This window comes from Cyanobacterium aponinum PCC 10605 (assembly GCF_000317675.1).
Taxonomy (GTDB): domain Bacteria; phylum Cyanobacteriota; class Cyanobacteriia; order Cyanobacteriales; family Cyanobacteriaceae; genus PCC-10605.
This window is the reverse complement of the sequence record NC_019776.1, coordinates 3,571,516-3,593,939: the sequence shown is the minus strand read 5'-3', so window position 1 is coordinate 3,593,939 and position 22,424 is coordinate 3,571,516. Positions and strand designations below refer to the sequence as shown.

21 protein-coding genes and 2 pseudogenes are annotated in these 22,424 nt (G+C 34.1%); 17 read left to right on the top strand and 6 right to left on the bottom strand.

Translation table 11 applies throughout. The annotated features are described in order from the left end of the window. The first annotated feature begins 524 nt into the window (after positions 1–524). Positions 525–860, top strand: coding sequence for a hypothetical protein (locus CYAN10605_RS15045; RefSeq protein ID WP_015220799.1), 336 nt, complete (start codon positions 525–527; stop codon positions 858–860). A gap of 223 nt (positions 861–1,083) precedes the next feature. Here the strand turns inward: CYAN10605_RS15045 and CYAN10605_RS15040 are convergent, their stop codons facing one another. The 6 genes and pseudogenes from CYAN10605_RS15040 to CYAN10605_RS19400 form a co-directional block, all read right to left on the bottom strand. Then, positions 1,084–2,007: a class I SAM-dependent methyltransferase gene (locus CYAN10605_RS15040; protein ID WP_015220798.1), complete on the bottom strand. Its 924-nt coding sequence runs from the start codon at positions 2,005–2,007 to the stop codon at positions 1,084–1,086. Between the two features lie 533 nt (positions 2,008–2,540). After that, positions 2,541–3,038: a cytochrome b6-f complex subunit IV gene (gene petD / locus CYAN10605_RS15035; protein WP_015220797.1), complete on the bottom strand. Its 498-nt coding sequence runs from the start codon at positions 3,036–3,038 to the stop codon at positions 2,541–2,543. Between the two features lie 159 nt (positions 3,039–3,197). After that, a complete protein-coding gene (petB, locus tag CYAN10605_RS15030; RefSeq protein ID WP_015220796.1) occupies positions 3,198–3,866 on the bottom strand; it encodes a cytochrome b6 in 669 nt (222 codons plus the stop codon). Between the two features lie 708 nt (positions 3,867–4,574). Then, the gene (gene rpsU, locus CYAN10605_RS15025) at positions 4,575–4,751 is read right to left on the bottom strand and encodes a 30S ribosomal protein S21 (RefSeq protein ID WP_015220795.1); all 177 of its coding nucleotides are present in this window, start codon (positions 4,749–4,751) and stop codon (positions 4,575–4,577) included. Positions 4,752–4,862: 111 nt separating this feature from the next. Beyond that, the gene (locus CYAN10605_RS17955; RefSeq protein WP_015220794.1) at positions 4,863–5,345 is read right to left on the bottom strand and encodes a thermonuclease family protein; all 483 of its coding nucleotides are present in this window, start codon (positions 5,343–5,345) and stop codon (positions 4,863–4,865) included. Positions 5,346–5,647: 302 nt separating this feature from the next. Next, positions 5,648–6,954: pseudogene (locus tag CYAN10605_RS19400) on the bottom strand (NF041680 family putative transposase). A 305-nt stretch (positions 6,955–7,259) separates the two neighbouring features. On the opposite strand from CYAN10605_RS19400, the gene CYAN10605_RS15010 reads away from it, so the two are divergent. The 16 genes and pseudogenes from CYAN10605_RS15010 to nadB all read left to right on the top strand — a co-directional run bounded on the left by CYAN10605_RS15010 (position 7,260) and on the right by nadB (position 22,168). Further along, on the top strand, positions 7,260–8,531 hold the full coding sequence (locus CYAN10605_RS15010) for a DNA cytosine methyltransferase (RefSeq protein WP_015220793.1): 1,272 nt from the start codon (positions 7,260–7,262) through the stop codon (positions 8,529–8,531). After that, positions 8,477–8,656, top strand: a complete 180-nt coding sequence (locus tag CYAN10605_RS19470; protein WP_370670897.1) for a ribonuclease toxin HepT-like protein — start codon at positions 8,477–8,479, stop codon at positions 8,654–8,656. The genes CYAN10605_RS15010 and CYAN10605_RS19470 overlap by 55 nt, the downstream gene beginning before the upstream one ends. A 34-nt stretch (positions 8,657–8,690) precedes the next feature. Then, positions 8,691–9,725: a DNA cytosine methyltransferase gene (locus tag CYAN10605_RS15005; RefSeq protein ID WP_015220792.1), complete on the top strand. Its 1,035-nt coding sequence runs from the start codon at positions 8,691–8,693 to the stop codon at positions 9,723–9,725. Between the two features lie 83 nt (positions 9,726–9,808). Beyond that, positions 9,809–10,144 carry a cupin domain-containing protein gene (locus CYAN10605_RS15000; protein WP_015220791.1) on the top strand — a complete coding sequence of 112 codons (336 nt, stop codon included), beginning with the start codon at positions 9,809–9,811 and terminating at the stop codon, positions 10,142–10,144. Positions 10,145–10,169: 25 nt separating this feature from the next. Continuing rightward, entirely contained in the window at positions 10,170–10,811 is a 642-nt protein-coding gene (locus tag CYAN10605_RS14995; protein ID WP_015220790.1) for a 7-carboxy-7-deazaguanine synthase QueE, read from the top strand. A gap of 194 nt (positions 10,812–11,005) precedes the next feature. Beyond that, the gene (locus CYAN10605_RS14990) at positions 11,006–11,350 is read left to right on the top strand and encodes a slr0373 family blue light stress response protein (protein WP_015220789.1); all 345 of its coding nucleotides are present in this window, start codon (positions 11,006–11,008) and stop codon (positions 11,348–11,350) included. A gap of 57 nt (positions 11,351–11,407) precedes the next feature. Then, complete coding sequence (ycf46, locus tag CYAN10605_RS14985) at positions 11,408–12,928, top strand: stress-responsive protein Ycf46 (protein ID WP_015220788.1); 1,521 nt, start codon at positions 11,408–11,410, stop codon at positions 12,926–12,928. Positions 12,929–13,050: 122 nt separating this feature from the next. Beyond that, positions 13,051–13,401 carry a DUF1257 domain-containing protein gene (locus CYAN10605_RS14980; protein ID WP_015220787.1) on the top strand — a complete coding sequence of 117 codons (351 nt, stop codon included), beginning with the start codon at positions 13,051–13,053 and terminating at the stop codon, positions 13,399–13,401. 388 nt (positions 13,402–13,789) lie between these two features. After that, the gene (locus CYAN10605_RS14975) at positions 13,790–15,385 is read left to right on the top strand and encodes a glucose-6-phosphate isomerase (protein WP_015220786.1); all 1,596 of its coding nucleotides are present in this window, start codon (positions 13,790–13,792) and stop codon (positions 15,383–15,385) included. Between the two features lie 168 nt (positions 15,386–15,553). Beyond that, positions 15,554–15,868: a lipopolysaccharide assembly protein LapA domain-containing protein gene (locus CYAN10605_RS14970; RefSeq protein ID WP_015220785.1), complete on the top strand. Its 315-nt coding sequence runs from the start codon at positions 15,554–15,556 to the stop codon at positions 15,866–15,868. Positions 15,869–15,919: 51 nt separating this feature from the next. After that, positions 15,920–17,227: a cytosine deaminase gene (locus tag CYAN10605_RS14965; protein WP_015220784.1), complete on the top strand. Its 1,308-nt coding sequence runs from the start codon at positions 15,920–15,922 to the stop codon at positions 17,225–17,227. Between the two features lie 177 nt (positions 17,228–17,404). Continuing rightward, complete coding sequence (locus CYAN10605_RS14960) at positions 17,405–17,623, top strand: NAD(P)H-quinone oxidoreductase subunit O (RefSeq protein WP_015220783.1); 219 nt, start codon at positions 17,405–17,407, stop codon at positions 17,621–17,623. Between the two features lie 666 nt (positions 17,624–18,289). Continuing rightward, positions 18,290–19,876, top strand: a complete 1,587-nt coding sequence (locus CYAN10605_RS14955) for a glycosyltransferase family 39 protein (RefSeq protein ID WP_041922548.1) — start codon at positions 18,290–18,292, stop codon at positions 19,874–19,876. Between the two features lie 23 nt (positions 19,877–19,899). Then, positions 19,900–20,001 (top strand): annotated as a pseudogene (locus CYAN10605_RS19465) (IS1 family transposase); the annotation flags it as partial. Positions 20,002–20,016: 15 nt separating this feature from the next. Then, positions 20,017–20,403: a RidA family protein gene (locus tag CYAN10605_RS14950; RefSeq protein WP_041922939.1), complete on the top strand. Its 387-nt coding sequence runs from the start codon at positions 20,017–20,019 to the stop codon at positions 20,401–20,403. Between the two features lie 100 nt (positions 20,404–20,503). Continuing rightward, entirely contained in the window at positions 20,504–22,168 is a 1,665-nt protein-coding gene (gene nadB / locus CYAN10605_RS14945) for an L-aspartate oxidase (RefSeq protein ID WP_041922547.1), read from the top strand. The last annotated feature ends 256 nt before the right edge of the window (positions 22,169–22,424 follow it).

Genomic DNA, 22,424 nt, shown 5'->3' with positions numbered 1-22,424 from the left:
TTCCTTGTTACTCGTCACACGCTAAATAAAATTATTCGTGGGCAACTATTTTTTTTAGTAAAATTAATTGACTCCAATTAATTATAAATGGATGTCTTTTTTTAGACTAAATTCTAACCCAATATATCAATAAATGTAAATTTTTTTTTAAATTAATGATATAAATTTCTTATATGTGTTAGGTAATATTGTAATTAACCATTAAAAATTTATTTCTCTGTTTATGTTCATTAATATAGATTAGAAGGCTGAATAGCTATTGATTTTTAATTTATTTTTCATCATCTAAGGGAAATTACGTATTAATTTTTTATTGTTTATTCTTAATAATGATGATGAAGAAACCTTGAAAATCTTAAAAAGTTCGTAAATAACAAAATTACATCTTTGTTTTGGTTATAGTATAGGATATTAGATTCTTTCTTTTCCCAGAATCAATCCTTTTTTTCAAATCAGCTTTAAGAAAAATAACAAAAAATTTTTCAATAATTATTGTCGTTTAAAATTGAGGAGAAAATCAAACAATGACCTACTGTTTTGATATTGTGGGAATTGCCCCCGTATTAGATTTTTTCTACTATCAACAAAAAGTCGAGCAGAGTCCTCATCGTAGTAAAGCCTATTTAGGAAGCTATGAGTGTACTTTAGATAGTTTTATTCAATCAACAGAGATGATTCTTCAAAAGCCAGACTGGAACTGGGATCAGGTGATAGAAAGTATCATTGATTTTTGGTTACATCAGGAAAAAGAAATTGAGAAATGGAGAAGCAGTTTTACCAAGACAAAAGAGGAAATCTTAATCATTGGGAGAATTGCAAATGTTAATCTTTTGAGAAGAGACTTTGACTCTCTAATTTGATCCCAATATTATCTGAGTTCGGAGTTCAGAAGATGAGGGGAGGGAGTGAGAAGGGAAATCAGTTTGGAGTGTTTAATTCTTAATTCTTAACTATTTACCTTTGCCCCTTGCCTATTGCCTATTCCCAATCTCAACCAAAAATCATAGCTTCATTCTCCAACACTTTATATGGAAATAAGGTGAAACCATCCTGAGCCGATTTTTTAAGCCCAACAGGGGTTTGTTATCTCTTTCGGGCAATAATTGTACGATGACGAATACTAATGGGAATAATGGAGGGTTTTTCAAATCCAGCATCGAGAAAAACTGATTCCATATTCAAGCTAAAATATTCGTCTAAATAAGGTTCAGTGCTTTTCAAAAGGGTGAACACATAACGAGGCATTTTTTTATAAACTTCTGATTGGGGATTCATGTCCATCATGGAAAAGTATCCCCCTGTTTTTAAGACTCTATGGGCTTCTTGGATGATGTTTTTTGCGGCTAGTTGGGGCAATTCATGGAAAATTAAAAAGGCGGAGACTAAATCATGGGAGTTTGAGGGAAGATTTGTTTTTTCAGCCTGAGAGTGTAACCATTGAATATTTTGATTTTTTTGTCGGCTTTGATAGTTGGCAACGGCAAGAAAGTAGGGAGATAAGTCTAATCCTGAAATTTTACTTTCTGGATACTGCTCTTTTAATGCAAAGGTACTTAAACCTACTCCACAACCAATATCAAGAATATTTTGAGGGGTAATAGCTAACTTTTCTTTTAATACTTGATGATAGTTATTTCTGAGGGTGCGATCGCCCTCTTTTTGAGGAGTTTTACTATAGATGGTAGAATGAACGCTATAAGCCGCAGACTCTAATTCCCAAGCCGCTTCCCATTGCAGATTTCCTTTTTCGTAGGCATGGAAAGAGTTAAGATAGTATTCTGGGTAACTTATATTAGCGTTGGTTAAGGAATTTATTTCTTGTTCCCAATCGTGATTTTGTAAGGAATTGATATTTTCTTGCCAGTTTACCCCAATGGAATAAGCCCGTTTGATAATCATGTTTCTAGCTCTGTTTTTGGCAAATTCTGCCAGAGGTTTTATAGCTAATAAACCATTAATGATTTTCGTACTTAGGGTCGTTTCTGGAGAGGTAGCACTAATAGTCATGTTAAATTATTTATCACTTACAATTGATTATTTATAATCCTTATATATTTAACTTTTTTTAAGATTAAAAAACAATCTTTGTAACAAAATATAACTAAAAAGTTATTGAATAAATAGGGCTTTACATCGAGCTGAGATTAAAATAACCTGAGTTTTGGATAAGCTGAAAGCGTTATTTTTTCGTAGTCGGAAAACCTTATCGCTTCTTATAAATAACAATAAAATTGCTTTAACCTGAACTGACGTTAAATAGTTAAGAATTAAGAATGAAAAACCACGAATACTTACTACTTATTTATTATTTATTACTTGTTTCCCCCTTTCCCCTCATCACCTCATCCCCCCATCCTCCCATCCCCTAACACCTGCAACCTGAAACCTGAAACCTGAAACCTAACCTTATCCGATATTCTTAAACCGAACTGAGGTTAAAATAATTAAAGGCTGCGATCGCATCTAACCAACTTCAGGCTATAAAGCAATCACAGACCTTTTTCACTTAAGATAATTAAAAAAAATCAAAGTACTAGAACTTAGAATAAACCTAAAGTTAAAGACTTATCAATGGGGAATACAGAACCAGCACCTAACCAAAGGGTAACTAAAGTACCGAATAAAAATACAGTCATCGCAATAGGACGACGGAAAGGATTTTGGAACTTATTAACGCTTTCAATGAAAGGAACAAGCATTAAACCTAAAGGAATAGCCGCTTGACAAGCAATACCTAAAAGTTTGTTAGGTAAAATACGCAAAATTTGGAATACAGGATATAAATACCATTCAGGTAAAATTTCCAAAGGAGTTGCGAAAGGATCAGCAGGTTCACCAATCATAGCAGGATCTAAAATTGCTAAACCAACAATTAAACCTAATGCACCCAAAATACATACAGGGAACATATAAAGAATATCGTTAGGCCACGCAATCTCACCGTAGTAATGATGTCCCATATTTTGAGCCAATTTTGCTCTCAATTTAGGATCATTAAGATCTGGCTTTTTAATTAACTGAGAATTAGGATTAGACATAGTATGCAATTATCTCCTTAAATGAATGAGAAAAAGGAATAAAGACAATTCAAGAATATGTTTTATTTTATCCCGAACATCCTTATTTCCTGTCAATTTGTTAACCAATATTGAAAAAGACGAGACATATTGTCATCGCCTTCAACGTTAACTATCAATTTACAAAGGACCAGAAATACCTTGCTTACGAATTAAGAGGAAGTGTAATAACATAAACACTGCCATTAACCAAGGTAAAACGAAAGTGTGAATAGTATAGAAACGAGTTAAAGTTGCTTGACCAACACTCGCACCACCTCTCAACAGTTCTACCATTTGATCTCCCACTACAGGAATCGCCGCAGGTACACCAGAAACGATTTTAACCGCCCAATAACCTACTTGGTCCCAAGGTAAAGAATAGCCAGTAACACCAAAGGAAACGGTGATAACTGCCATGGTTACACCCACAATCCAAGTTAACTCACGAGGTTTTTTGAAACCACCAGTCAAATAAACACGGAAAACGTGGAGAATTAACATTAAGACCATCATACTAGCAGACCAGCGATGGATAGAACGAATTAACCAACCGAAGTTAACTTCATTCATGATGAATTGAACAGAAGAAAACGCTTCGGTAACAGTGGGTTTGTAGTAGAAAGTCATGGCAAACCCAGTGGCAAACTGAATTAAAAAGCAAGTTAAAGTGATTCCACCAAGACAGTAAAAGATATTTACATGAGGGGGAACATACTTACTGCTAATGTCATCGGAGATCGCTTCGATTTCTAAACGATCATTAAACCATTTATAAACAGGTGAATCGGTTACTTGTTTAGTAAACATTAAGCCCTAAGCTAAATATATTATTATTTATGTACAGTTAAGTGCCGTTTAGAAAACCTATAGAAATATACAAGTATCTTCTCTAGTCCAGTTTTGAACTAAAAGCCTAACGGCAAGGCTTTCACCTAATTGTGTTACTCAGTTTCTCTTTCTCACTTTTAGGATAATTGTTTTTTAGGACTTACGTTAGTTACCGCCTAAAACGTCTTAATTGTGTGCTACAAGAAAACCTGAGAATTTTAGACACAATTCTTTAAGTTATCTCTAGTTAACAACGACAATTAATCAATTGGATGATTATATCATGACGTTTTAGTAAAAAAAGAAAAAGTATAAGACAACTATTCTTCAATTACTAAATAAAATTTAACATATCTCTAAGTTTTTCTGCTAGTTTTGATGATGACTAGAAACAAAAACTTAAAGTAACAGTCAAAAGCAATGTTTTGTTTATTTGTTGCCTTTGAACTGTTTTAAGGGAGATTTCCCTTACCTTATATATTCAAAAAAATCACCAAACCTTAAAAATAACAATTTAACTTATCTTTTATCCCTTGATATTATAATTCGGGACATATTCTGAAGCAATCAACAAGAGTGATGCTTTGCCGAAGGTATCTGGGGCTTAGATGTGTACGACTTTCAAGTAAATCAACCCCACGATTAAACTAACTTTAAAAGTTAAGATAATATGATTAAATCTAAACCTTAACGAAAACGTTTTTTGCGACGAGCAACGGCTTTGCGTTTTTTCTTCTCAATGGGGGTTTCATAGTGACGTAAACGCTTAATATCAGCGAATATACCCGCTTTGGAAACTTGTCTTTTAAAACGACGTAAAGCTGATTCTATATTTTCATTTTGTCCCACAACCACTTGGGTCATGCAATATCCTCCTTTTTCTAAAATTTACTACTTTTCCAATTATATCGTGATCAGGATATTATATCAAAATATTAAAGAGATTTGACTACTAAATCTTGAGTTTTAAGTCTGTCAATGATTAATTTTCCAGATTCCATTCCCCATAATTCGAGCGTATTCTTCTCCTTGCAATAAATCTCGATCGTACTTTCCATCAGTGTATTCTAAAGATGCGATCGCCCATCCTCCCTCTAAAACTTTGCGATTAATCAATTGATTATTTAACCAAACATACCCTGTCAAACGTCCATATTTATCTTTTTGATTTAATTTTGTTTCAACTTTGACAATTACTGAATTAAGCGGATAATGATAATTACTGGTCAATAATTGAATTAAATGCTGTTGAGCTAACTTTTTATCATAATTAATATTTGATGGTATTCTTAACCCCATTAACCTAAAAGAAACGTTTTTTTTATCAACAAAAATTTCTATGGTTTGTCCACTTATGACTCTATTTATTTGTGCATTTATACCGCCAAATTTATGGGAAGAATTACAACCAAATAAGAAAATAATTAACAGAGATATTACCAAAAGATTTTTAATCATAAAATAAAAAATATTTTTACTTAAACAGTTATTTTAAAAAATAAGATTACGTCAGTTATACATAAGTTTCAATACGGTCTCCATCTTTTCTTTAAAATTTTATTTCCTTCTTTTATTAAAAGCTATAAAACCATAAACAAAAAAATTAGAGGCAAACAATTAGAAACAATAATTATGGCAGTATATTTGGCATCGTACTTGAAATACTGTACTTTAGACTAAGAAAATATTGCACGGCAATAAGTAAGCTAATAAAAATTAGCCCTCAGAGAAAATAAATTGAGTTAGTTATTTCTTAAAAGTTACGTTTTTCGCCTTTTTTTACTTTTGGATTGCCGTTTTTTGATGGTGGGATAAACTTTTGCTTTATTTCTTTTTCTCCCTTTTTGCCAACCATTGGATTTTCCCCGACTTTTGGGAGTTTGGGTCGGACTTCCAATCTCCATCAATAATGAAATCATTGACCGAGCTACCCTTTGAGGGGTTAAATTCTCTTGTGGTTTTTGCCATGGTAAATGGTGTTCTTGGACTAAATCCTTTGAAAGCCATAATTGCCAAGTAATATTAACAATTAAATCACTCCATCTTTGACATTGGATTGGAGTGCGAAAATTGGGTAAAGTCCAATGCAATCTCTGTTTGGCAAAACGATACCAATGATCTACACCAAACCTTCTACTGTATTGGCTCCAAATCTTTTCTAATGATAAAAACTCCTCTCCTACCCAGATTAACCATAGTGGGCGATGTTTACTTCCCGTTTTTTTTGGGTTTAATCGTTCAATTTTCAATAAAGTCAGTGTTTGTAATGGTGCGTTGTAAAAATGGAGTTGTGTCCATTTACTGACTCGTATTTGTCCCAAAGATGGATCTTCCATTTCCAAGACTTCATCCGCACAGGGGAAATTATCAGACTCATTTAACTTCCATTTGTCACCATGTTTTTTGGTCTTCCTCTACCACTATAAGGCTCAGGATTTCCATAAAAACAGAGATTAGAACGAACTCGAATTAGTTTGCTCACCTTAACATTTGCCGTTTGTTTAAGGAAAGTAGCGTTCCCATACTCGCAATCTAAGACCACTAATTTGGGGATGTTGGATGGTAATTTTTGACAAACTTGTTTGAGTTGCCACGTTGCCTTATTTAAAGGAGTTTCAAAGGATGTAATTCTTTCATGTCTTAAAGGTAATGTCCAACTACCTTGATGATCTAATTGGGGCAACCATGCAATGGTACTATACCCTTGTCCTATTACTGATGAGTGGACAGAGCAATGAGAATATTGATAAGTTCTGTCTTTCATGGTGGGACTATCTTCAAATTCCCACCGAGTATGGTCGATGCCAAATAAAAAATATTCTAAAATGGGAATTTCTTGAATATATCTTCTCATAAATTTGTTGCCATTAGGACGACAATCTTCTATTGCTTCATATGTACTAGACCATTGGCGGTGAAAAAAGGGGGACAAAGAAAATTCTGCCAGACTACGAGCATTTTCAGTAGCCATGATACTATCCATTAACTGAAAAGCGGCATCCTTACTTTTGACCAACATTTGATGAGTGTCAAAACGAAATTGTTGAAGTCTGCTATATTTGTTCATAGAGAGAGAATCAAATTTGTGGTTATTTTTATTGTCTCTCTATTTTCTTTAAAAGTCTCTTGTATCCTGATTTCCTTTTTATTTAGTCTAAAGTACAGTGAAATAAATATCTATCCTTAATAAAATGAAAATTAGCACTGTCTAAAAATCTCGAAAAATGTTGAATAATTTTAGTAGAAAGAATTACAATATTTTCATCTCATTTTATATTTAGATATATTTAGAACCAGTACATAAATTTATAATTAAAACTATAACAAAAAACCTAACTGTATATTTTATATTAACTGTATATTTTATATTAAATGAAAAGACCAATTGCGATCGATCTTTTTTCGGGATGCGGAGGAATGTCATTAGGTTTAGAAGCGTCTGGATTTGATGTTATCGTAGCTGTAGAATTTGACGCAATCCATGCCTTAATTCATCATTTGAATTTTCCCTACACTCATACTATTTGTCAAGATATAAACCATCTCAAAACAGACTACTTAAAAGGTATTCTCCAGAATAAAGGTATTGATGAAGTCGATTTAATCGCAGGAGGCCCACCCTGTCAAGGTTTTTCTCTCATGGGAAAAAGACAATTAGATGATCCTCGTAATTCATTGGTATTTGAATATGTGCGAGTGATTCGAGATTTACAACCGAAATATTTTATCTTTGAAAATGTACCCGGTATCGCCGTTGGTAATCACAAACAATTTTTAGAAGAATTAATTAACGAATTTGAATCATTGGGTTATCACATTGCAAAACCCATTCAAATCCTCGATGCAAGTCTTTTCGGTGCACCCCAGAAGCGAAAACGCCTTATCCTCATGGGTAGTCGTCATGATATGCAACCCGTTAACTATCCCCTCGAAACAGGTGAATATAATGATGTGGAGAATACTATCAATGATTTAAGCAATATTCCTGCTTTTATCGGTAAAAATGAAAGTATAGACGCAAATAAACTCGATTATTCAGGATTTAGACGTAATTTTGCTCCTTCCCCTCAAGGGATTTATAGATTATGCCACGATCGACAACGAGATAATTTCGTTTATAATCATGTTGGCTCAAATCATACAGAAAAATCAAAACAACGTTTTCAAAATACCCATCAAGGAGAAGTGGAGAAAACCAGTCGTTTCTTGAAACTTTCACCTACAGGATTATGTAATACATTAAGGGCTGGAACAGCCAGAGATAAAGGGGCTTACACAGCCGCTCGTCCCATCCACTACAATCAGCCAAGATGTATTACAGTTAGAGAAGCTGGAAGACTGCACACATTTCCTGATTGGTTTTTGTTTCACGAGACAATTTGGCATGGTTTTCGAGAAATTGGCAATGCTGTTATTCCGATGTTAGCTAAAGCAATTGGTGACGAAATAATTAAAGTTTTAGAAATAGATATTAACCAATTAGAAGTGAGAAAATTAGAAAAAATCGATCTAGAATTTATGGCATATAATATGGACAAAGCATCAAATTATTGGAATGTTTCTAATGATATAATTCCTAAAAGAAAAAGATTAGAAATGATACTTACCGACAAATTAATGAATTTAGAGGTTTTCTTCATGTAGCAAGAAATTTATATACTTATGAATTAAAACCAGAAAGAATCATTGATTTAGGAGAAAAATTTGAAAAATGTTATGATAATTTTCACAATGATATAATAAATTTTATTGAAACTATTATTCTTTAATAATATGTTGATACAATCTCTTTAAAATAATTGAATGAAAGTTTTAAAATATGTAAAATTTATCGATTTATTTGCAGGAATTGGTGGTTTTCACCAAGCATTAAGTTATTATGGTGCTAAATGTGTTTTCGCTTCTGAATGGGATAAACATTGTCAGGGAATTTACTTAAAAAATTATGGAATTTTACCCGAAGGAGATATAACGATAATTCCCGAAAATGAGATTCCTAGTCATGATATTTTGTGTGCTGGTTTTCCTTGTCAAGCCTTTAGTATTTCGGGAAAACAATTAGGGTTTAATGATACTAGGGGTACTTTATTTTTTGATATTGTGAGAATTGCTCAATATCATCAACCGTCATTATTAATCTTAGAAAATGTGAAAAATTTTGCCAGGCATGATGAGGGAAAAACTTTAAAAGTTGTTGAAAATAGTTTAAATGAGATTGGTTATGATGTTTTTTATAAAGTGTTAAATGCTTCTAATTTTGGTGTACCTCAAAAGCGAGAAAGAATCTATATTCTAGGTTTTAGAAAAGATTTAAACGTGAAAAAGTTTATCTTTCCTCATAGTTATAGTAAAGCAACCAGTTTAATCGATTTTTGTTTAGATGACTCAGAAATTAAAGATTTTATTATTAATAGAAGTGATATAAAAATTAAGAATAATTTAGAGATAAATAGAGATATTTTCGGTAATTATCCACAAAAACCCATCAGAATCGGGATGATTAATAAAGGTGGACAGGGAGAAAGAATATATCATCAATTTGGTCATGCTATCACTCTATCAGCTTATGGTGGTGGCGCCGGTGCGAAAACAGGAATTTATTTAATCAATGGTAAAATCAGGAAATTAGCATCAAGAGAATGTGCCAGAATTATGGGATTTCCCGACGATTTTGTAATTAGTGATAGTAAAAATATTGCCTATAAACAATTTGGCAATAGTGTCGTGGTTAATGTTTTAAAGTCAATAGTAGAAAAAATTTTTGCCGTTGATAATTTGGTGACTTTTCATCCTAAAGTTGTTTCACTCTCAAGTTTTGCCGGTGACAAAAGCAAATAAAAGTTTTCTGTATTTACATTACATCTGAGGTTTAAAATAGTTTATAATAATATGTCTATAAAAATATAAATTCCTTGGTCAGTATGGAATATATTTCTCTAAAAAATTTACCTAATCAGTCAGTATCTCATAATCAATCTATAAAAAAAAAGACTATTTTAAGCAAGGGAAAATTACCCCATATTACTAATTTTTCACAGGCTATTTTCGCTCCTCAACAAATTGCATATGTTCATAATCATGATGATATGTGGGAAGTTTTTTATGTAGAACAAGGAACGGGAATTATTAAAATTAATGAGCGAGAATATATTTTAGAAAAAGGTGTTTGTGTCTTAGTTGAACCAAAAGAAAATCACGAAATCATTAACAATAGTGATGATAACTTAATCATTAATTATTTCGGCGTTATAAACTAATATTTTTAATATAGGAGTAAGGTCAATGCTTTTATTTAATAAAAAAGAAGAAGATATAAAAGACTATTTAAAAGTAGAGTATCCTGTGGTGGAGATTTTTCATTCTTTACAAGGGGAAGGCTTTTGGGCAGGGGTTAATGCTTTTTTTATTCGCCTGGCAGGATGTGATGTTTACTGCCCTTGGTGTGATCAAAAAGAAACTTGGTCAATGAAAAAACACCCTCTGTTTACGGTAGAAAATTTATTGAATGAAATCAATACGGTTGAGACTAAACATATTATTATCACCGGAGGAGAGCCTTTGTTACACAATCTTCTACCTTTAACTAAAATATTGAAATATGGAGGTTATCAAACTCATTTAGAAACTTCTGGAAGCAATGTTTTTACTGGGGAATTTGATTGGGTAACTCTTTCTCCTAAACCATATAAAAAGCCCCATGAAAGTATTTATGCTCACGTAGATGAATTAAAGGTAGTTATTGATAATGAAAACGATTTAAAATGGGCGGCTTCAGAGGCGGAAAAACTACCTAAATATACAGTCAAATACTTACAACCTCAGTGGGAAAATCCTGCTAGTCAAAAATTAGTCATAGACTATATTCTTTCTCATTCACAATGGCGGATGAGTTTGCAAACTCATAAATATCTCAATATTCTTTAAAACTAATTTCAATTCCTATGCCCTCAAACCTTTCTAAATTAAGGTATTATTGCGTCAAACTGAGATGATTTTATCAGATTAATGTAAAGTTTTGTAACAATATTACCGTTATAACGGGTTGACATCTTGACAGATGAAAAAAAAGCAGTTAAATTAAAAACATCGCAATTTGGGCATATCAAAATAAAGCGAATATGCAAGATAAGCAAAAAGTTACTCTTTATCTTCCACCTACCTTACACCGTCAATTGAAAGTAAAGGCGGCGATCGAAACTGATTCCATGTCAGCTTTAGTCGAAAAAGCTATTAGCTTTTATCTTCAACATCCGGAAACCGTGGAGGAAGTAGAGGCCAGTTATGGCAAAACTCACCAAGTACACGTTTGCCCTGAGTGTAATGCCGCAATGGTAATGCGTGATGGCAAAATGATTTCGTTGAAAAACCAACCTAGTATTGTTGATGAAGAGTTTCCCTTAATTGGCGAAAAATCTTCCGTGACTACTGGTACAGAAGGGCAAGAGGAGTTAATTCCCTGCTAAACGGTGATTCATAGTCGGTAACGACAGTAAACTGCCTATACTAAAGAGGTTGATCCCATGAAAGAAGAACTAAACACTCTCATTAAAGCTCAATATCCTCTCATCTACTTGGTGACATCCGAGGAAGAAAGAGCTGAAAAGGCGATCGCCGATATAGTGGCAGAGTCCAATGACAAGAATCCCCCTCGCATTTATGCTTGGACTGTTACTCGTGGTCTGGTAGAGTTAGATAATCCTAATGGCAGTTCTGTACAACATAACACTGTGTCCCCTGAAGCGGCGATCGAGTGGGTTGTCAGACAAAAAGAAGCAGGAATCTATATCTTCAAAGACTTACATCCTTACTTGGAGTCTCCCCCCGTTACCCGTTGGTTAAGAGATGCGATCGCCTCTTTCAAAGGTACAGATAAGATCATTATATTAATGTCCCCTTATCAACAAACCCCTTTGGAATTGGAAAAAGACCTCGTGGTTTTGGATTTTCCCTTGCCCCAAGCCAGTGAATTGGATCAGGTTTTGGAAAAAGCCCTCAAAAGAGCCAGAGGAAAGCAGTTACAGCCTGAAATTAAGGAAAGACTGCGTCGTGCCGCATTAGGTTTAACCATCGATGAAGCGGAAAAGGTATATCGTAAAGCCTTAGTCAAGGCAGGAAAATTAAGCGATGAAGAGGTTGAGATTGTCCTTTCTGAGAAGAAGCAACTAATCCGTCGTAACGGTATCCTAGACTATATCGAAGAGGATGAAACTATCAACGGAGTAGGTGGTTTAGAAGAACTGAAACACTGGTTAACCCAACGTTCTCAGGCTTTCACCGAAAAAGCAAGAGATTATGGACTACCTCAACCCAAAGGAATGCTGATTCTAGGCGTACCTGGGTGTGGAAAGTCACTCATTGCCAAGACCACTTCTAAATTGTGGGGTTTACCCTTACTTCGCTTAGATATGGGTAGAGTCTATGATGGCTCGATGGTTGGTAAATCTGAAGCCAATTTACGCAGTGCCTTAAAAACCGCAGAATCAATTTCTCCTGCTATACTCTTTATCGATGAGTTAGACAAAGCCTTCGCTGGTAGTGCAGGGTCTGGAGATTCCGACGGAGGAACATCTAGTCGTATTTTCGGTTCATTCCTCACATGGATGCAGGAAAAACAATCTCCTGTATTCGTAATGGCAACGGCTAACCGTTTAGAAAAATTGCCCGGTGAGTTTTTACGCAAAGGTCGTTTTGACGAAATCTTTTTCGTCGATTTACCTAATGCCCAAGAAAGAGAAGCGATTTTCCATATTCACCTCAAAAAACGTCGCCATGATATTGACAGATTTGATCTGGATCAATTAGCAAAAGTTTCCGACGGGTTTTCAGGGGCAGAAATAGAACAAGCGATCGTAGCGGCTATGTATGAGGCTTTTGCCCAAGAGCGAGAGTTTACACAGCTAGACATCATTGCCGCTATCAAGGCTACATTGCCCCTATCCCGTACCATGACTGAGCAGGTCTCTGCACTACGAGACTGGGCAAGACAACGCGCCCGACCTGCTTCGTCCTCCATAGCGGAATATCAACGCATGGAGTTTTAACAGGCTTTCTCTGCTTCGGAGAAAGGTTAGCTTAGGCTAACAGTTTTCATAGCACATTATGTGCTTTTTACTTACTTTTTAATTGTTTGTTGTTTTTATTAATCTTTTAGGAGGAATTCCCCATGTCTCATTTTAGCACCTTAAGAACCAAAATCACAGATGCTGAAATCTTAACTAATTCTTTAAAAGACTTAGGTATTAATGTCAAAACTGACGCTGATGTTCGTGGCTACAACAGCCAACGCATTCGTGCTGACATCGTGGCAGTATTAGATGGAGAATATGATCTCGGTTGGTCTCGTAATGCTGATGGTAGCTTTGATCTAATCGCTGATCTCTGGGGCGTTGCTAAAAAGCATAATCAAACTGAGTTAATCAACTCTATTAACCAAAAATATGCGGTTAACAAAACTTTAAGCGAAGTTAAGCAACGTGGTTTACAAAACGCTAACGTCAAGTTAGTTCTTAAATAATGTCATTTTCTGGCTAAAAAAAAGTGCGTTCCCAATAGTGGGGGTTAATCAGTTAATTTTGGTTAGCCCCTTTTTTGTTGTCTATTTTTTTATCTAATACCTGAGTTTACCTATAAGGGTAGGTGTCAGGTTTCAGGTTTCAGGTTTCAGGGGTGTTAGGGAGAAACAAGTAATGAGAGTTCGTTGCACTCCTACACTCTTTTCAATTTATCTTTACCTTTGCCTCTTGCTTTTTACCTAACTTAAGCGATAATTTTATATCGAACTCAAATGAGTTTGACCCGTAAATATCCTTGAAAATCTATACAATATATGTGATATTCTTAGTTCTACATAAAAAATGTGGGTAATAATGAGAAAATGATAGGTAAATATCAGGATTAAGTTTATGGACAATTTACGACTTTGGCAACGTTATCAAGATTGGCTTTATTATCACCCCACTTTAGATTTATATATTGATGTTAGTCGCATGGGTTTTGATGATAGTTTTTATGAATCTATGCTTCCTAAATTTGCTGTTGCTTTTGAATCTGTGGCAAAATTAGAACAGGGTGCGATCGCAAATCCCGATGAAAAAAGAATGGTGGGACATTATTGGCTAAGAAATACAGATATTGCACCTAATCAGGAAATTAAAAGAGAAATAGAAGATTGTCTCGTAAAAATTAAAGATTTCACCCAAAAAGTTCATTCAGGAGCGATAAAAACACCATTCGGAGAAAAATTCACCGATTTACTCTCTATTGGTATTGGAGGCTCTGCTTTAGGCCCTCAATTCGTTTCCCAAGCCTTAGCAGATATTAATCCTCAGTTAAAGATTCACTTTATTGATAACACAGATCCGGATGGAATCGATCGCACCTTAACACAAATTAAAGACCGTCTCAAGACAACTTTAGTATTAGTTATTAGTAAATCTGGCGGTACTCCAGAAACCCGTAACGGAATGCTAGAAGCAAAACACGCCTACGAGAAACAAGGATTAAATTTTGCTCGTCAAGCAGTTGCCATCACCATGATGGATGATAGTAGTAAACTATATCAAATCGTTCAAGAAGAAGACTGGTTAGATTGCTTTCCCATGTTTGATTGGGTAGGCGGTAGGACATCAGAACTATCCTCCGTGGGTCTATTACCAGCCGCTTTAGAAGGTATCGATATTGATGCCATGTTGGCAGGGGCAAAGGAAATGGATATTGCCACCAGAGAAACTAATGTTAAAAATAATCCTTCTGCTTTGTTAGCACTATCATGGTACTATGCAGGAAATGGAAGGGGTGAAAAAGATATGGTTATGTTGCCCTACAAAGATAGCCTTTTGCTCTTTAGCCGTTATCTGCAACAGTTAGTAATGGAATCCCTTGGCAAAGAAAAAGACTTAGATGGTAATAGCGTTTATCAAGGTATTGCTGTTTATGGTAACAAAGGATCTACAGATCAACACGCCTATGTACAACAATTAAGAGAAGGCATCAGCAACTTTTTTGTTACTTTTATTGAGGTTTTAAAAGATAGAGAAACTAAATCTATTGAGTTAGAGAAAAATGTTACTAGCGGTGATTATCTGTCTGGCTTCTTACAAGGTACTCGTCAAGCCCTTTATGATAATGGTAGAGATTCCATTACTGTCACGGTGAATGAAGTTACTCCCTATACTGTTGGTGCGTTAATTGCCCTTTACGAGAGAGCCGTAAGTATTTATGCTTATTTAGTTAATATCAATGCTTACCATCAACCCGGGGTAGAAGCAGGGAAAAAAGCCGCCGCATCAATTTTAGCTTTGCAAAAAGAAGTATTGGATTTGATTCAAAATAATAGTCAATCTCTTACAATCCAAGAAATAGCGGATAAAATAGACAAATCACAGGATATAGAAGCTATTTATAAAATTTTACGTCATCTTTCTGCTAATAACAGAGGTATTCACTTAGAAGGCGATCGCATCTCTCCTAGTAATTTACAAGTAAAATACATGAAATAAAGGTTTTATCGCTATCAGCTATCAGTCAACTAGGACGCATCTAAATTATCAGGAGCGTTAGGCACTAGGCAACGGGCAACAGATAAGCACTTGAATCATTTTTACAATTAATAAACAAGGTAAATTTAATGTGTCCTAACTTAATCAGTTATTGGAAAATTAAAAAAGATGGGAATAACAAAAAAGTTATTTATTAATTTAATAATTAGTTTTTGGCTTATTTTAATAGCGGTATTTTCTATTCAAAATATAGATAAAGTAAGCCTTAAATTTTTCATGTTTGAATCAATTTCTATTCCTATTGGGGTATTATTATCGATAATGGTAGCTATAGGATTTATTTTAGGGTGGTTATTACCTGTTTTTTTTACTAATAAAAGTGCTGACAATAAAAGAAAAAATCTTAATAGAAGCAATCGTCAAAGAACAGAATTTAGTAGAGATTTACAAGAAGAAAATGATCCTCTTTTTGACTGGGAATAATTACGTTACTAGGGGATAATAGTATTTGATAGTAATAGTCACAAATTTATTATGTTGGTTAGTCATCCTCGATATTGGCTGAAAAATGCTCATATTCCCCTATGTTTAATTAAAGATAATTTGCATTTATTTTCTGATACTACAAGAGAAAATTTATGTTTATGTGATATAGAAATTAGTCAGGGTAAGATAACTCAAATTATTCCTGCTTGTGAAAATACCATTGGTATCGACTTAAAAAAAGGAATTGTTTTACCCTGTTTTGTTGATATTCATACTCACCTTGATAAAGGACATATTTGGGAGCGAAGCCCTAACTTACAGGGAGATTTCCAGACAGCCTTAGCAACCGTGAGGGAAGATAGTCAACGATGGAATGAAGAAGACTTGTATCGGCGGATGAGTTTTGGTTTACAATGTAGTTATAGTCAAGGTACAATTGCACTTCGCACTCATTTAGACTGTCACGACAATCAGGCGGAGATTAGTCTTAAAGTATGGCAACAGTTACGACAAGAATGGCAAGGAAAAATCAGCTTACAAGTAGTGCCTCTAGTTAGTTTGGACTATTTCCTTACCCCTGAAGGAGAAAAATTAGCCGATAAAATTGCGGAAATGGGGGGCGTATTGGGGGGAGTCGCCTACATGAATCCAGAGATTGATACCCAGATAGAAAAAGTGTTTGAGTTAGCAAAAGAGAGAAATCTAGCCTTAGACTTTCATGCTGATGAGAGTGGAGAAGTTGAGTCAATATGTTTGCAAAAAATTGCCGAAACCGCCTTAAAAACAAATTTTAATCAAGATATTCTCTGTGGTCACTGTTGTAGTTTAGCAGTTCAAAGCCCCGAAAAAGCTGATGAGATTATTAAGTTAGTTAAAGAAGCAAATATTGCCGTTGTAAGTCTTCCTATGTGTAATTTATATTTACAAGACAGAGAAGCAGGAAAAACTCCTTTTTGGCGCGGTGTGACGAGAGTTAAAGAATTAAAACAAGCAGGGGTTAGGGTTGCTTTTGCCAGTGATAATTGTCGAGATCCTTTTTTCGCCTTTGGGGATCATGATTTATTAGAAGTGTTCAGAGAGTCAGTGCGAATTGCTCATTTAGACACCCCTTATGAAGACTGGATTGCCTCTGTTTTAGAAATTCCAGCAAATTTAATGAATTTACCCCATCTGGGGAAAATAGCCTTACAAAGCCCCGCAGATTTAATTATTTTTCCTGCCCGTTATTTTAGCGAGTTATTATCAAGAACAAGATTCAGTCAGGGATTTGGTCACGAAATGGCACAGTGCAACCGCATCTTAATTAGGAATGGTAAAATAGAAAAAAATTCTTTGCCAAAATATATTGATTTTTGAAGTTGAGCAAGAAAAATGGCAGAATGATGAGGTAATTATTTATACTCGGTAAGGAAAATAAAACCTAATAGTAAAGGTCAGAAAATAAAGAAAAGAGTTAGAGAACTTAAACTATAACCTTGTTGAGTGTATTCTATTTACAAATTAATTATTGTTATAAATTTAGTAATTACTAATATGGCAACCAAAATCAAAAAAGGCACTTTCGTCAAAGTTATCAAGGAAAAACTAGAAGGTAGCTTGGAAGCAAAAGCTAGTGATGTTCGTTTTCCTGCATATATTTTTGAAAGCAAGGGAGAAATTTTAGATTTAAACGATGAATATGCTTTAGTGAGATTTTATACCCCTACTCCTAGCACATGGTTTCGTTTAGATCAATTAGAAGTTATTCCCTAAGACTAATATTTTTCCCTCATTTCCACACCTCAAGCAAAGTTGACATTGGAGAATCACATTATTGTGTGATTTCTTAGGATTGGGGGAAATTTATTAAAGGTGCTTTAAAACTGTTTAGATGAGGGTAAGAAATAAGAGTTTTGGGTATTGGTGAATTAAGCGATGATTTTAAATTTAGATTGGGAATAGGAAATAGACAATAGGCAATGGTAACGATAATAATATTTTGAGTGAGTGTTAGATGTTTCGAGTTTTTCAATAATAATTTATGTCACAATTAACCAATTTTAAATTTTGTAATTAAAATGTATTTCATCGCGATAAATGCGATCGTAGGCTGTATGAATAGTTTTTGAGTAAAATTGCTGAAAATTACTCATTTTTTGAATAATATAATTATGTCTCAATTTTTCGTTTTATGGCTTTTTGATTCCCAACAGCAAACATTAACTAGCAATAAGGAATAAAATTAAAGAACTTATCACTTTTAGTTTAACTCGGAATTTATGTTGTCCTGTGTTGGCAAAAATTAATCTTGAATAAAAGTTGAAACAAAAGATAAAAAAATTTGTCTATAAAAATAGACTAAATATATGTTAAGAGAAAATAGTGTCAAAAAACATCTTCATAAACTTATTTTTCAGGCGGATTAATTTCGCCATTATTTTGATTATTTTATTTGCTTTATTGTTTCGTTTAACGAATTTAACATCGAAAATAATTTGGCATGATGAAATCCATAGTCAATTACATATTGTTGGCTACTATTCTCAAGAATTAAAAGCACATTTTTTTAATGGTAGCATTATTCACCCTCAAGATTTATTCTCATCTTTAACACTGAAAAATAATCTCCAAGATAGCACTTTTGTTGATACCATAAAAGGACTATTAATCGATGATCCTCACCATCCACCTTTATATTATTTATTGGCTAGATTTTGGTTATATATTTGGGGTGATAATATTATTTCTGCCAGAGTTTTATCTATCATTAGTGGTGTTTTAATTTTACCAATTGCTTATCTTTTAAGTCAGCAAATATTTAATAATCAAAAAATTAATTTAATTTTTACCCTACTCATTGCCAATTCTCCTTTTTTTATTTTATTTTCTCAAGAAGCAAGAGAATATAGTTTGTGGACATTATTTATTCTTACTTCCTATTTATATTTATTAAAAGCATTAAAAACAACATCCATTAAATTAGCTTGTTTATATTGGGGTATTTATACACTATCCATAATCGCAGGTATTTATACATCAGCTTTAATGTTGATAGTCATTTTTTCTCAATGGATTTATTTAGTTATCTTAAATCAATGGAATAGAAGAAATTTATTTTGTTATTTTCTTTCTCTAAGTCTAAGTTTTTTTGCTTTTTTACCTTGGTTAATAGGTTTTCTTAATAATTTTCAGACTTATAAAATTGCTACTGCATGGATTTCTGAAACCCAACTACCCCTAAATATTTATTTTCAATATTTGTTTATTAATGTAGGTCGTTTATTTTTATTATTAAATGAAGTAACAAGCCTTAATTATCATCTAAATATTTATATAGTTAGTATAATCATTATTTTACTTATTAATTCCTTTATTTATATAGTGTTAAATTGTCAAAAAAACATCAAAATTTTTCTTCTTTGTTTTAGCTTAACTCCCATACTAATGCTTATTATTCCTGATTTATTGCTAGGGGGAATTCGGGGAACTATATCTCGCTACTTAGTACCTAGTCAGTTAGGTTTATTGTTAATTATTTCTTACTTTTTAGGCATTAATTATTATAAATATAAAATTGCCAAAATACTATTAGCATTTCTATTGATATTAGGACTATCTGCAAATATTAAAAATATGTATGCAACTACCGCATGGACAAAAGATATTAACTACAATTTAACTGCAGTAGCTAATATTGTTAATAATGATACTCCTTCTTTAATTATCGGGAATGACTTTGGTTATCATTTTGGTACATTTTTCGCTCTTAGCTATCTACTGAATGAAAATGTAAATTTACAACTATTTTCCCATCAAAGAGAGTTACAAAATTTTCAATATCCTGCTGATTTTAACAAAGTTTATTTTTTAAATATGCCTGATAGTTTGAAATTGGAGTTAAAATCTAACGAAAATATAGTTTTTAAAGAGTCTTTCTTCGATAGAGATTTATGGTTGTGGGAAGTTAAACTTCGTGACGAAATTAAGACAGAACCAGAGTTCGATGAAAAAAGTATTAAAAAATAAAAAGTTGAGAATCATTAATCAAAAAAATAAAAAAAATGGTTGATTTAACTATGGCATTGTTTGCTAGGTTAAAAGTTAATGTCAATGAAACTATTGATTTACTTCGCAATTGGAAACTTACATTATTTAGAGGACAAAAAATGACACGCTATAACATCTCATCGGGAACACCTTGGGAATCCTTAGTTGGTTACTCCCGAGCTGTAAAAATTGGTCCATATGTTCATGTATCGGGAACTACAGCAACAACACCAGAAGGAATTACTGGTATTGATAATCCATACGAACAAACAATTCAGGCACTAAAGAACATCGAAGCGGCTCTGGAAGAAGCTGGTGCCAAGCTAACTCAGGTCGTTCGTACTCGCATATATGTCACAGATATTTCTCGATGGGAAGAGGTGGGTTTAGCACATGGAAAGTTTTTTGGCGAGATTCGTCCAGCTTCTAGTATGGTAGAAGTAAGTAAGCTAATCTCTCCTGAACTGCTCGTCGAAATTGAGGCTGATGCGTACGTCAACAGATGATGATCTAACAAGTCAACTTGGTAATAAAATCATGGCAAACTGACCATTGATTAGGTACAATGAGCAACAATATTTATATAGTCTGCAAAAAATCCTGACCTTGAACGCTAATAACCCTTGTTTTCCCCCATTTGATATTATTATTGTTGGTTCTGGTGCGGCTGGTTTATATGCCGCTTTATGTTTGCCTTCTCATTTTCGTATTGCCTTAATTACTAAGGATAAGCTCAAAAAAGGTGCAAGTAATTGGGCTCAGGGAGGTATTGCGGCGGCTATTGATTCAGATGATTCTCCTTGGTTGCATTTACAAGATACTCTTAAAGCCGGTGCTGGTTTGTGTGATGAAACTGCGGTTCAATATTTAGTAGAAAATGCGACTACATCTATTCAATCTCTGATTGCTATGGGGGTAGAATTTGATCGCACCAATGGGGATTTAGCGATGACATTAGAAGCCGCCCACTCTTTTCCGAGGGTGCTTCATTCGGCAGATACCACGGGAAAAGCGATCGCATCTATTTTAAGACAAAAGGTATTAGAAAGTAAAAATATTCAGGTTTATGAACAGGCATACGCCCTAAGTTTGTGGATTAATCATGAAGAAAATAAATGTCAGGGATTGTGTTTATTACACCAAAATAAAATTCAATGGCTACTGGCAAAAGGAGTCATTTTAGCCACTGGGGGAGGAGGACAAGTGTTTGCACATACCACTAATCCCACTGTTAGTACAGGAGATGGAGTGGCTTTAGCTTGGCGTGGGGGGGCATTGTTGAGGGATTTAGAATTTTTCCAATTTCACCCTACGGCATTAAATGTTGTCAATGCACCTCGTTTTTTAATTAGTGAAGCAGTGAGAGGAGAGGGGGCGCACTTAATTGATGAGACGGGAAGACGCTTTGCCTTTGATTATCATCCTAAAGGAGAATTAGCCCCCAGAGATGTAGTTAGTAGAGCGATTTATTCCCATCTACAGAAAACCTGCCCTAATCCTGCTCATGGTAAAGTATATTTGGATTTACGCCCCATAGACAGAAAGCGCATCGAATATCGTTTCCCGAATATTATTAATAAGTGTCAACAATGGGGCATTGATTTGTTTTGTCAACCAATACCTGTTTCTCCTGCGGCTCATTATTGGATGGGAGGAGTGGCAGTGGATGTTAATAATCAAAGTTCGATTCAAGGTTTATATGCCATTGGAGAAACTGCTAGTACAGGAGTTCATGGGGCAAATCGTTTAGCTAGTAACTCGTTGTTGGAATGTGTGGTTTTTGGGGAAAGTTTCAGAAATTTGTCTGTGGAAGACTTAGCCCCTACTCCTGATATTTTCTTTGATACTAAGACATTTGATCATGATTGGAGTGCAGAAATTCCTTTGATTCAATCCATTAGAAATCAATTACCAACTCTTATGTGGGAAGGGGCTGGGATTTGTCGTACTCAAAAAGGTTTAGAAGATGCGATCGCTTCTTTGATAACATGGAAAGAAGAATTAGAAAATCAATCCATTTGCCAATTAATTAGAAATATATCTCCTAACAATAATTATCAACTCACATCCCTTGACAGTGAAAATCAGTTAAAACTAGGGGCAGAAACTTTGAATTTACTTGATATTGGCTATTTAATCTTAAAAAGTGCCAAATTCCGCACTGAAAGCAGAGGAGGCCATTATCGCCTTGATTTTCCTAACACTGATGATACTTGGCAACATCATACTCTTGTCAAAGAAAATAAATGGTTTTTGGGAGAAATCAATTAATAAGAAAAGGGCAAGGGGCAAAAATGAATAGTGAATAATTAAGAATTAAGAATTAAAAACCTGACGGGGAGACAATGAAACTGCAATGAAGGTAGGTTTCAGGTTTCAGGTTGCAGGTTGCAGGTTTCAAATACATGAACAGTATTTTGTATTTACGAAATAAATAGCCAGACATATTATCTCAAAATGTTGATAATCCAATAGTTTCGCCTATTATTTGAACCATTGAGTAAATGGAGATAATGATAAATATTAG